The sequence below is a fragment of the Natrinema salaciae genome (genome assembly GCF_900110865.1).
GTDB classification, from domain to species: Archaea; Halobacteriota; Halobacteria; order Halobacteriales; family Natrialbaceae; genus Natrinema; species Natrinema salaciae.
Genome location: NZ_FOFD01000003.1, coordinates 732,562 through 743,205, shown reverse-complemented (window position 1 = coordinate 743,205; position 10,644 = coordinate 732,562). Strand labels below are relative to the sequence as shown.

At 60.2% G+C, this 10,644-nt stretch carries 13 protein-coding genes and 1 tRNA gene; 9 read left to right on the top strand and 5 right to left on the bottom strand.

Annotation, left to right across the window (positions count from 1 at the left end; all coding sequences use genetic code 11):
- Nucleotides 1–149 precede the first annotated feature (149 nt).
- A complete protein-coding gene (locus BMX07_RS12905; protein WP_090618290.1) occupies nt 150–788 on the top strand; it encodes a DUF7344 domain-containing protein in 639 nt (212 codons plus the stop codon).
- A gap of 16 nt (nt 789–804) precedes the next feature.
- Nucleotides 805–1,248, top strand: a complete 444-nt coding sequence (locus BMX07_RS12900; RefSeq protein WP_090618289.1) for a response regulator — start codon at nt 805–807, stop codon at nt 1,246–1,248.
- Nucleotides 1,249–1,317: 69 nt separating this feature from the next.
- Here the strand turns inward: BMX07_RS12900 and BMX07_RS12895 are convergent, their stop codons facing one another.
- Nucleotides 1,318–3,432, bottom strand: coding sequence for an ATP-binding protein (locus tag BMX07_RS12895; protein ID WP_090618288.1), 2,115 nt, complete (start codon nt 3,430–3,432; stop codon nt 1,318–1,320).
- A gap of 522 nt (nt 3,433–3,954) precedes the next feature.
- Between BMX07_RS12895 and BMX07_RS12890 the strand changes: the two genes are divergently transcribed.
- The 6 genes from BMX07_RS12890 to BMX07_RS12870 all read left to right on the top strand — a co-directional run bounded on the left by BMX07_RS12890 (nt 3,955) and on the right by BMX07_RS12870 (nt 7,101).
- Nucleotides 3,955–4,455, top strand: a complete 501-nt coding sequence (locus BMX07_RS12890; protein ID WP_139210878.1) for a hypothetical protein — start codon at nt 3,955–3,957, stop codon at nt 4,453–4,455.
- A gap of 368 nt (nt 4,456–4,823) precedes the next feature.
- Nucleotides 4,824–4,988, top strand: a complete 165-nt coding sequence (locus tag BMX07_RS24480; protein WP_175480138.1) for a hypothetical protein — start codon at nt 4,824–4,826, stop codon at nt 4,986–4,988.
- A 203-nt stretch (nt 4,989–5,191) separates the two neighbouring features.
- The gene (locus BMX07_RS12885) at nt 5,192–5,413 is read left to right on the top strand and encodes a hypothetical protein (protein ID WP_245742109.1); all 222 of its coding nucleotides are present in this window, start codon (nt 5,192–5,194) and stop codon (nt 5,411–5,413) included.
- 2 nt (nt 5,414–5,415) lie between these two features.
- The gene (locus BMX07_RS12880; protein WP_090618285.1) at nt 5,416–6,285 is read left to right on the top strand and encodes an FAD:protein FMN transferase; all 870 of its coding nucleotides are present in this window, start codon (nt 5,416–5,418) and stop codon (nt 6,283–6,285) included.
- Nucleotides 6,269–6,556 carry a thrombospondin type 3 repeat-containing protein gene (locus tag BMX07_RS12875; protein ID WP_090618284.1) on the top strand — a complete coding sequence of 96 codons (288 nt, stop codon included), beginning with the start codon at nt 6,269–6,271 and terminating at the stop codon, nt 6,554–6,556. Before BMX07_RS12880 ends, BMX07_RS12875 begins: the two co-directional genes overlap by 17 nt.
- Entirely contained in the window at nt 6,556–7,101 is a 546-nt protein-coding gene (locus tag BMX07_RS12870; RefSeq protein WP_090618283.1) for a hypothetical protein, read from the top strand. The genes BMX07_RS12875 and BMX07_RS12870 overlap by 1 nt, the downstream gene beginning before the upstream one ends.
- Here the strand turns inward: BMX07_RS12870 and BMX07_RS12865 are convergent, their stop codons facing one another.
- From BMX07_RS12865 to BMX07_RS24475, 3 genes are all read right to left on the bottom strand, one after another.
- Nucleotides 7,102–7,641: a winged helix-turn-helix transcriptional regulator gene (locus BMX07_RS12865; protein ID WP_090618282.1), complete on the bottom strand. Its 540-nt coding sequence runs from the start codon at nt 7,639–7,641 to the stop codon at nt 7,102–7,104.
- A gap of 2 nt (nt 7,642–7,643) precedes the next feature.
- Nucleotides 7,644–7,973 carry a hypothetical protein gene (locus BMX07_RS12860; protein WP_090618281.1) on the bottom strand — a complete coding sequence of 110 codons (330 nt, stop codon included), beginning with the start codon at nt 7,971–7,973 and terminating at the stop codon, nt 7,644–7,646.
- Between the two features lie 699 nt (nt 7,974–8,672).
- Nucleotides 8,673–8,766 (bottom strand) — tRNA-OTHER (locus tag BMX07_RS24475).
- A gap of 5 nt (nt 8,767–8,771) precedes the next feature.
- Here BMX07_RS24475 and BMX07_RS12855 point away from each other — a divergent pair.
- Nucleotides 8,772–9,779, top strand: coding sequence for a tyrosine-type recombinase/integrase (locus tag BMX07_RS12855; RefSeq protein WP_090618280.1), 1,008 nt, complete (start codon nt 8,772–8,774; stop codon nt 9,777–9,779).
- 95 nt (nt 9,780–9,874) lie between these two features.
- Here the strand turns inward: BMX07_RS12855 and BMX07_RS12850 are convergent, their stop codons facing one another.
- Entirely contained in the window at nt 9,875–10,420 is a 546-nt protein-coding gene (locus BMX07_RS12850; RefSeq protein WP_090618279.1) for an HD domain-containing protein, read from the bottom strand.
- Nucleotides 10,421–10,644 lie beyond the last annotated feature (224 nt).

Genomic DNA, 10,644 nt, shown 5'->3' with positions numbered 1-10,644 from the left:
ATGAAAAATAAGATCTATTTATCCCGTGTTTCACGGACTGACCGCAGCTAGCGTCGGCAAAGGGGCTAATCAGTTCTAGACCACCCTTAGGAAAACGGGGCTCTTTCCATGTCGTATCGAAAGGCTGCGGTCGCCCTGGAATACCCCCAATGTCGTTCGATGAAAACGAAACCGAGGTGGAACGCGTGAGAGAACCGGAACCGACTACAAGCGAACGGCGAGAACCGCTCGCGGACGAGCGACACCAGCGAGTACTCGACGTCCTCTCGGAACGGACCTCCCCAGTCGATCGCTCGACCGTCGCAGCAGAGATCGTTGCTCGAGAAACGGATCGTGACGCCACCAGTGACGGAACGAGACGCCGCGTAGAAGCCGAACTTCACCACATCCACCTTCCGAAACTGGAAGAAACCGGCGTCGTTGAGTACGACCCCGGGTCGCAGCTGGTCTCACTCGCAGACGTGCCCTCCCAGTCCGCCGGTACCGAGTTGCGCGACGAGCGTGCAGGATCCGTCCGGGAGCCGTCCCTCGCCGCCGGTCTCCGCCGTAGCGTGTTAGAGTACTTCGACGAATCAGTCGCCGAGACGGCGACACTCGCCGACCTCGCCAGATACGCGGCGACGAGCCTGGACGAGTCCCACGATCGACCAGCCGACGAGCTCCGACTCCGTCTTCACCATATACACCTGCCAGAACTCGCGGACGACGGACTCATCGACTACGACTACCGGGCGACCAGCGTCCGATACAGGGGGCCATCTTCGTCGACCGATGCGAACCAACCATGATTCCGAGAGAGACGAGATGACTGGCTACGAGTCGGTCGACATCCTCCTCGTCGAGAACAGCCGCGGTGATAGCAGCCTCACTCGGGAACCGTTCGAAGGTGACTGTATAGAGAATCCGATCCACGTCGTCGAGGATGGCGACGAGGCGCTCGAGTTCTTGCATCAGCGCGGGGAGTTTGCCGATGCGCCCCGGCCAGCGGTCGTTCTGCTCGACCTCGATTCCTCCCGGAAGAACGGCGACGAGGTGCTCGCAGAAATCACGGGTGATCCCGTCGTTCGGACGATCCCAGTGATCGTGGTAACGAATTCGAAGCGCCACCAGGACGCGTTGAAATCGGACGGTCCGTGCGCGAACGCGTATCTCACGAAGCCGGTCGATCCCGTCGAGTTCATCGAAACGATCAGGACCTTCGAGGACCTCTGGTTTTCGATCGTCCGGATACCGGACGGCGAGCAATGAGTGTCGCAGCAGTCGACAGTACGAGCTGCAACCAGCGGCCAGTAGCAGCGATCGTCGACCACCAGAGACTCAACTCGATCGGGCTCTGACTGGACTCTCGTCTTGGTCACTGACAGCAGACAGCGTAAACGAAACCGCTGTACCCTCCCCTGGTTCGGAGTCGACCCAGATGTCGCCGCCGTGACGTTCGACGATCCGCTCACAGAGCGCGAGCCCGATTCCGGTACCAGCGCCATCGGCGCGGCCGTGCACTCGTTCGAACACTTCAAAAACGCGGTCGTGATAGTCGGGCTCGATCCCAATACCCTCGTCCTCGACTGAAACGATCCACCGCGACCCGTCCCGCGTCGCGGAGACGTGAACCGCCGGTGGCTCGTCCCCACTGTACTCGATCGCGTTCTCCAGGAGGTTCCGGAATACCTGCCGTAATTGGTTCTCGTCACCGTCGACGCGAGGGAGCGGATCGGCTGTAATCGTCGCGTCGTGGCCCTCGATCGTACCGTGGAGGTCCTTCTGAGCGTCTTCGAGAACGCGCTCCAGATCTACCGGCCCCAGCGGTTCCCCCTGCGTTTCCACGCGGGAGTACTCGAGCAGGCCGTCGATCATCGATCGCATCCGGTTCGCGCCGTCGATAGCGAATCCGAGGAACTCGCGTCCATCCTCGTCGAACTCGCTCGCATAGCGTCGTTCGATGAGTTGGAGATACGACGACACCATCCGTAGCGGCTCTTGCATGTCGTGCGACGCGGCGTACGCGAATTGCTCCAGCCGCTTGTTGGACTCCGCTAATTGCGCATTCGATCGCTCCAAATTGGCGACCAACTGTTCGAGTTCGTGCTGGTATTGATGCCGTTCGATCGCCTCTGCGACGATGTTAGCGACGCTCTGGACGAAACTGATGTCCTCCTCGGTGAAAGTACGAGGAGCAGTATCGTGAGTCCCCAAGATACCCCACGGCTCGTCGAACGGACCGATGATGGTACTGATACCGCTACGGACATCGTGACTCCGCAGTAACTCCGGACCACTGAATCGTGTTTCCGTCTCGAAGTCTTCGACGACGATCGGATGATTGTTCGATAGCGTGTATGCCGCCTGTGAATCGGATTCGTGCGCCGACACGGTCGCCTCGCCGGCGATACCCGGTTTCCACCCGACTCCCTGTCGGAGGAGCAGCTCTTCCCGTTCCGCATCGAGGTCGAGTACTTTGCAGTAGTCGGTGTCGAGGACATCCGCCACCTGCCGGGCTGCGTCGTACATGAGTTCGTCGAGCTCGTCGGTTTCGAGCGCGAGTTGTCCGAGGTCGGCCACGGTCCGTTGCTGGCGAGCCTGCTTTGCGAGGTCCCGTTCACGGACCTTCCGGTCCGTGATGTCTTGAGACATCACTAACATGGCGTACACGTCGTCAGCGTCGCCGGTCAACGGATGCGTCCGGAATTCGAATATCCGATCCTGTACCGCTACGTCGAACACGGTCGATTCACCATCGAGCGTCGCACGGTAGTGCGGCTCGACTGCGTCCAAGAGTTCCTGCGAGTACGTATCCTGTATTCGCTCGCCCCGAAGCTCGCCGGCCGTGAAGTCGAATTGCTCGAACCCCTGACCGGCGACCAGCGTATGCCGTAACTCGTCGTCCAGAAGCGCGACAGCTCCGTTCGGCAGGTTTTCCGTGAGGATCCGGTACCGTCGCTCGGTGTTTTCGAGCCGATCGACGGTCGCTTCTAACTCCTCCTGGGTCTGCTGCAGTTCTCGGTTCCGGCGTTCGAGTTGCCGCGCGTGCGTCTTTGCTCGCCCGTCGTACATCCCCACGGCAAAGCCTGCAAGACTCCCCAGGGCGGTCAGGATCGGCGGCGCCGTCGCTGGGCTGGAAATCCCGCCATCGGGCTGGACGTGATAGAGGAGGAGGATACCGACCATGGCGGCAAACCCGGCGAGACACCACGCGGCGATGTCCGGGAAGAACTCGGGGTGAATATCGGCTTTCGACAGCCACCGCGACCCAGATGCGAGAACAAAACCGGGGGCGGCGATTAGCAGTGTGACGATGAGAACGTTACCGATCGGCGTTCCGGACGTAAACCGGACGACCGCTCGGACGGCGGCGAAGGCGATGTAGAGCACCCCCAGACCGCCGGTGAAGCGTCTCGGACCGATAGTCGCGAACGCGCGTTTCCCGGAACCCATCACCCGTGTAAGAGTGAGGACGGTAATGGGTGTTTTGTTTCAATTTCTTACAGGTTTCGTCTCGAGCACGGGGCGTTTACGCGTCGAATCTGGGCGTTTGGACGTGCGTTCTCGATAGGTTTGACCGGCCGAGCGCGGGAGTCGGAGGTACGGCCGTCGACGTCGGGGAATCGCATTCCGTCCACTGTCCGGGAAATCCCGCTGGCGCCCCGAACGACGACGCACGCGACTCGAGTTAGCAGCGTGATATACAGCGTGACAGTAATATACCGCGTGAACAGTCCAGTAACGATCTCTTGGATGGTCGGGAGGCACGGGCGGGAAGCCCGAATGGACGTGTACAGCCACATCGGGAGGTCGGGTGGGAGAAGCAGTAGTGTAAGTGGGAGAAACAGTAGTCCATGTATTTACTGGACCGACTGGATTGGTCGCATGCCCTACGAGGCAACGCACTGCCGATTCCCGACCTCGTAGGAGACGGTTCAGAGAACCATGTCACACCAACAGCCACCGCAACAGCAAGTGGGACAGCCAACGCAACAGCAAGTCGGGCAGCAGCAGCCTCAGCAACAGACTGGACAGCAGCCTCAGCAACAGACTGAACAGCAGCCCCAGTCGTTCGACCAGGCCGTCCCGCAGCAGGTCTCGCAGGCCATCTACAAGCTCGAGCAGCTCGAATCGGACGCCGAGTGGGCACATGGACAGGCGATGAACGCCGGCGACCGGTTCACCGCCGGGAAGCTGGCTGACATCTCCCAGATCATCCACCTCCAGAAGACCCTCCTGCTGCGGCAATCCGACTTGGCGCAGACGTTCGGCCAGTGCACCCAACAAGCGATCCAGCAGAGCACCCAGCAACTCCAGCAGTCGCGGGTTCCGGGTGTCCAGCAGGTGATCCAACAGGCTCAGCAGATTTCCCAGACGATCACCCAGGCGAGCCAGCAGGTCGCACAGCAGGGCCAATCACAGCAGATGAGGGGCCAAACGCCGTCGCCACGAGGCGGTGGCCAGTCCTTCTACTAACTGGGTCCCGAACCGACGTCGCTTTTTTAGGTACTCGACGGGCCAGCGTCGCGTATTCGAGACGTGCAAGGAGAGAGTTCCGGAACTACCCGTTTAGCTTGCCGAAGGACATTTTGAGCGGAGACGACGACAGATGGCAGCGGCGGTGCAGAACTGCTCTCACGCTACTGCATACAGAGCGCAAATGTAGTACCAGATTCGACGCGATTTGCGAAGTTGGTGATCACTCTACAGTTGGTTTCGTAGCGATAGCTACTGTTTCGCTATCGTACGTAGGCGTCCCTCTTGGGCCTCCTCGGGGGCGTACAACTCCGAGGATCGATCCCTCCAGTCATCGGAATCGGATTTGAGGATCGAGAACGAATAGTGTGCAGGCCACCCCGGGGGAGCCCGCTCAGTTGACGGAGCACGAGATCGGTCTCGTCGCCCGCAGCAACGAGTTCGTCGTCCCCGTGCTCACGGATGGGAAGTCCCACCGACTCCTCGTAGAACGCCCGCGCTGGCTCGAACGATTTGACTCGTGTGCCAACTAAGAGAGCCCTGTGAGCAGGGACCAGGATACTCAAGAGAGGAAGGAAGAATCGTCGGCGATCGATCCGGACGATTCGACGGTTGGACGAACATTCGATTGATGGACGCGAAACGATAGATAAGGCCGTAGGCTACCTGCACCTGTCCTATGAGATCCCCACTCCCAACGAACAGACTCGTTTCGCTCACGCTCGCTGGCGCGGTGTTGACCGGTATCGTTGCACTTGCGCTTGCAGCCCCTGGGATCGGGTTCGGCGTCGATTCGCTGACCGATGACGAGAACCCAGCGGTCGCGAGCGATGCACCGACGCCAAACGAGGATTTTACTCCGGCAGTCCAAAGCGGAGGTGAATACGAGGACGACGAATATGAAGAACACGAGGAATACGAGGACGAATACGAGGAACACGAAGAGGAGGACGACTAGTGATGAGCTTGGCGAACACCCTCACTGCCGCCCGCATGCGACTCGGTGACACTAGTCTGGAGTTTCGATGCTGTGATACCGACTTCGTGGTTCGGATGACGGGGTATCACGCCGACGACGCAGCTGAGCGCGCCCGGAAGACCGCGCTGTCGCTCGAGGCCGAACTCAACGCGTTCGATCCGGAAAGCACAGTCGCGTGTCTCAACCGAACCGGACGCGTCGAGAACGAACACGTTGCTCGCCTAGTTCGGCGCGGCCTCGAGTACAGTGAGCGCACCGGCGGCGTCTTCGACATCCGGCAAGGAGCGGTCGAACACGACCTGAAAGCGTACCTCCGTGGCGACCGGAAATCGATTTCACCGGCGTTCGAAACCGGGTCAGTGCGTGTCGACGGCGACTGCGTTGTCACCGAGACGGAACTCGACCTGAACGGCCTCGCGAAGGGGTATATCGTCGACCGTGCGACCGCCGCCGCGGCGGGGCCGGGCCGCCGCGGCTTCGTCAGCGGCGGTGGCGATATGTCGCCGCCGACCGGGCCGATCGCCGTCGAAAGCCCCTACGGGGATTTGCGTCCGCTCAAAGTTCTCGAGACTGACTGGAACGTTGCCACCTCCGGGGGCTATCGCCGGGAGCGCGACGGCGTCGACCACGTCTACGATCCGACGACGGAGCGACTCGGCGCGCGCCACGAGTCGGTCACCGTAGTCGCACAGCGCGACTGCATGGAGGCCGACGCGCTCGCGACGACGCTCGCCGCACTGCCGCTCTCGGACGCGCTCGAGCGCGCAGCGGCGTGGCCGGGCCTCGAAGCGTTCGTGGTTCACGACGGCGTCTTTCGGACGACGGAGGGATTCGATGCACACGTCACATAGCGGGACGATCACGGTCGTCGCGGTCGTGCTACTCGTCGCCACGGTTCCGGTACTGTGGGGAATCGCTGACGTTCGCGAGACGCAGGCGGTCGACCGCGAGCAGGCGGACCTCGTCGACTCGACGGTACCGACGAGACAGGCACCGAACGATTACGACGGCGACGGGATTCGGGACAACGCGGACCAGTGCCCGACGCGACCGGAGACGACGAACGGCTTTCAGGACGGCGACGGCTGTCCGGACGTCGTCGAGACGACAGGGGCCTCGTGATGGAGATTATTTGGTACCTCGACCGTAGCGCGGCACTCGTCGCCTATCCCGCGCTGTATCTTGCGGTCCTGACGGGGATTCTCTATACTGCCCGGTCGTTCGGCCCGCTCTCCCGACTCGCCCGCAAAATCCACATCGAAGTGTCGGTGTTCGCGATGCTCGTGACGCTCCTTCACGGCGTCCTCGGCATCCTCGACACCTGGTTCATCGTCACCGGATCAGCACCCCAGCCTGCGTACTCGACGACGTACCTGCTCGCCGGCGTCGTGGTCGGCGTCGGAGCGCTGCAGGTGCTCGTCGTCGCGGTGCTTGGCTTTCTCGATACAGAGCGGTTCGACCGTCCCTGGGGTCCGCGAGTCGTCCACGCGTTCGCCTACGGCGGCTTCGTGTTCGCGACGATTCATGCCGCTGCCATCGGAACCGACGTCGCGGGGCTGATCCGTCCGATCTTCGGTCCGGCACTCGTTTTCCTCGCCTACGTCCTGCTATTGCGCCTGCTGGCTGCAAGTGGACGGCTGTCGACGCCCGCGACGACGAGGCAGTAGCTAGTAGCTGTCCCACAGGTCGAACAGCCGGTCGACGACTCGATCGGTGAACGTCCGTCGGTGGATCGTGTAGAGATACTGCACGCGCTCTGGATCGCGTAGCTCGTAGTCGACGCTGCGACCCTGCCGCTCCTTGGTCACGAGATCCGCGTCCTCGAGTTTCGAGAGGTGCCACGACACCGTCGATGGCGACCGCCCGAGGCGATCGCTCAGATCCGCAGTCGACAGCGCCCCTTCGACGGCGAGGTGGGCGACGATCCGGCGGGCGTACTCGCGTCGCAGCGCATTCATTACGGCCTGATCAACCGCGTCGAACTCCTCCGCCGGGTAGTACCGCGTGTACTTCCCATCATCCGACCTCTCGAGCGATCCCTGGGCTTCTAGCTGGCGGAGGTGGTACTGCAGCGTTCCCTGCGCATACTCGAGGTCCGCGAGGAGGGCCCGAAAGTGGCTTCCGGGATTGTCGCGGACATGCTGGTAGATCGTCCGCCGCGATTCCAGTTCCAGTGGCGGGTCCGCGTCGGGGTCGGAGTCCGTCATAGTCAGTCCCGAGTCAACGCGATAAAGAACGCGAGCAGTCCTACAAGGATGAGTGCCGCCGCGCTGTGCTCGAGCAACTCAACGGTCTGCACGGGGAGATACGGGAAGAGGTAGTACTCGAGGAAGACGACGAACCCATAGATCGAGAACATGAGATAGCCGACGGCGACGACGGCCATGCGACGGTCGCGTTCCCGTCGCCACGCCACCGCGCTAAGCAATGCTAACGCCGCGCCGAGGAGGAAGATTCCGAAACTGATGGTCTGTTCGAGTTGCTGGGCGAGCGTCAGTGCAACGGCCATCGTGACGAAACCCGGAACGAGCCCTGCCATTCGGTACGACTCGACAGTGGTGTCGGGAAAGAAAAAGGATTGTCGTCCAAGCGTCGAATTGGGCGGTCGAACCGGTCTCGGCGTCGGATTGGCGGGCTGGTCGTCGCTGCGGCCGCCGCTCTATGACGGATTTTATTGGAATCCGACTCTGCTGGAGACCGATCGTCCTCCTCAAGAGCGGGAGGACGCATCTGATCGTGGACATCCGGAAACAGGTGCTCGAAGAACGGACCATGTGTTCGGCCAACAGCCCGCGCTGGCTCGAGCGCGTCGGTGATCATCACCGCATCGGTTTCGCGAATGTCGATCCCGATTATGACCTCCCATGGGATCGTTTTCCCCGCAAGGAACGCTCGATTTTACCGTTGTTTCGTTTCCGGGTGGGCGAAACAAACAATGCTGATCTGCTGCATAGATTCGCTGTATGCAGCACACCGCCCTCGACAGGTGGCGGACCGATCCTCGATCGGTTCGTGCCGTCGTTCGTCCGCAACGCTCGCGGTTCGACCGCGGGTGTCAAGCGCTGCTACCGGGTAGCTCGAGCGGGACCACACGCCGAACACCGTTGTGCGCGGTCCAGTGGTCGTCTCTCACGAGCGGGCGGTCGTTGAACCACCCCATCTACTTCCACCGGCGAGAAGGGGAACGCAGAGGACATTCACAGCTAGTTCTGCGTGCGACTGCCGACAAAATGTGAAGAGCCTAGGCCGGGATTTGAACCCGGGCTCTCGTCCACCGGGCGTTTCACGCCCTGTGTACCCGGAAGACCCGTTTACGCAGGCTGTACCCAGACAGCCTATGAGCCTGAAACCGACGCCGCCGCACGAAGCCAAGAACCGATTCCTCAACGACAAGAAGCCGGGCGTCACCCGGAAGACGCTCAAGAACTACCGGACGTCCCTGCGCCAGTTCTGTGACTGGCTGGACGACCAGCAACTCACGAATCTGAACGACCTCGACAGCGAACTCATCCAGCGGTACAAGGAGTTCCGGCTGTCCAAGGTCAAGGTCATCACCGCTCGGCAGGATATGATGACCATCAAGCAGTTCATCGAGTTCTGCGAACACATCGCGGCAGTCCCGCGCGGGATGGCCAATATGGTTCGGATACCCTCAGTCAGCGAGAACGACGAAATCTGTGACGACCTCGTCACGCGGGACGAAGCCACCGAGATGCTGGACTTCCTCGAAAAGTACGAATACGCCAGTAACCGGCACGTCACTCTACTACTCCTCTGGAAGACCGGGATGCGTCTTAGCGGTCTCCGGGCGCTCGACCTCGGGGACTTTGACGAAGGCCGTCCGGCGCTGGAACTCCGCCATCGACCTACGGAAGGAACGCCGCTCAAGAACAAGGAGCGGAGCGAGCGGGACGTGCTGATAACCCCAGAGGTGGCCGACGTCGTCTGCGACTACATAGGTATGAACCGGAAGGACGTCACCGACGACCACGGCAGAGAGCCGCTACTGACGTCCAAGAGCGGGCACATCGTGGAGACGACTATTCAGCGGTACGTCTACACGGCGACCCGTCCCTGCTACTACAACGGCGGGAACTGCCCGTTTGACAGGGAACCTGAGAACTGCGAGGCTATGTCGTGGAATACCTCTTGCAAGTGTCCCGGCTCGGTCAGCCCGCACGCCCTTCGTCGGGGCTACGTCACGGCGGCGCGGAACGCGGGACAGCCCAAGGACGTGACTGGGGAGCGAGTCAATATGAGCGGGAAAGTGCTTGACAAGCACTATGATAAGGGGTCAAGCGCGGAGAAAGCCGAGAGACGGCGGGACTACGTCAAGGACATTTAGGCCGGTCTCCCGCTTTTCGATGGTAAGTATAGACCAGCAAATTACCACTGTTGACTCGGTAGCCAGCTGGAACCTATTCTGATTCAAATCAAGTGTCAACTTTCGATGTTTTTCTTCATCTGTTTCTTCACAATAGGGAACTTGTCATTGAGTTCCTGAAATATGTCTTCCTCCCCGATATATGGTTCCGATTTGTCAATGAAGTATTCCATCTTTTTGAGTTGGTTCTTTTGTAGCTCTTCTGAGTCTCCCAAGCTGTAGTAATCACTGTTATCTAAAATATCCGCAGCTTTAACGACTACCGCACTTCTTCCCAGTTCAAAGCATCTTTTATAGATATCGTAGCACCGTTCGAGATAGTCGTCGATATTGTCGTCGAAGCTAGTGGCTTCCACGATTTCTGCAACGTCCGTCCCGAACTTCGAACGAATCTCCTCGGAAGTCACATCTGTATCCTCTAATAGGTCGTGGAGAAGGCCAGAGATAACAATGCGCTTTTCATACTCCCTGTCGTAAAGATTCATTCCCACCCTTGTACTGTGGAGAATCACCGGCTTCGGGTTATCTCCCGAAGATTCGAACGAATGCACCAGATATCGAATAGCTCGTTCGATTTCTTCATCTTCTTCTAGACCTCTCATCTCTATAACTAGAGAGCGGATACGCTATTAAGTTACTTTTGACGCGAACTGCCTGAGATGCCTTTGCTGACTGACCCAACGACTACGCGCTCACTCTTTGACCTTGTGAGGTTCGCACACCTACTGAGCGGCTGTTTTACTCTGAATCCGCTGGTGAGAACCCGCCCCGATGTGGTGAGTGGCTTCAATAAGTACAGGTGGGCTACTATCATCTGGCTCGCCCC